This window comes from Fictibacillus phosphorivorans (assembly GCF_023715845.1).
In the GTDB taxonomy this organism is placed as follows: Bacteria; Bacillota; Bacilli; order Bacillales; family Fictibacillaceae; genus Fictibacillus; species Fictibacillus phosphorivorans_D.
In genome coordinates this window covers 1-385 of record NZ_JAMBOR010000076.1, presented here as the reverse complement: position 1 = coordinate 385, position 385 = coordinate 1, and the positions used below count along the sequence as shown (strand labels likewise).

Annotated in this window: 1 protein-coding gene; it reads right to left on the bottom strand. The window is 67.0% G+C overall.

All coding sequences use genetic code 11. The features are described 5' to 3' along the window. A partial coding sequence (locus tag M3206_RS18865) for a TRCF domain-containing protein (protein WP_251314046.1) occupies positions 1–385 on the bottom strand: 385 nt, incomplete at both ends.

The window sequence follows — 385 nt, the reverse complement described above, 5'->3', positions numbered from 1 at the left end:
CCCCCTGTTTCGGGCCGAGCGCGCGCAGCGTTTCCTTGATCGTCGACACGCGGATCGCGAGATCGGGCGAGCGCGTCTCGATGCGCAGCTTGTCCTGGCCCGCGAGCTTGATGTGGCGATGCTTCTGCACCATCTCGATGATCCGCATCGGATCGATCGGCGGATTCGGCTCGAACTGCAGCCCGATCGCGACCTCGCTCGCATCGATCTTCACGATGCCGAGCGGCTTCGCGGCGATCCGCAGCCGGTGCGTCTCGACGAGCGCGTGCGCCTGCGGCGGCAGCTTGCCGAAGCGGTCGATCAGCTCTTCCTGGATGCCGTCGATCGCGTCGCCGTGCTCGCAGTTCGCGAGCCGCTTGTACAGCGACAGCCGCTCCTGCACGTC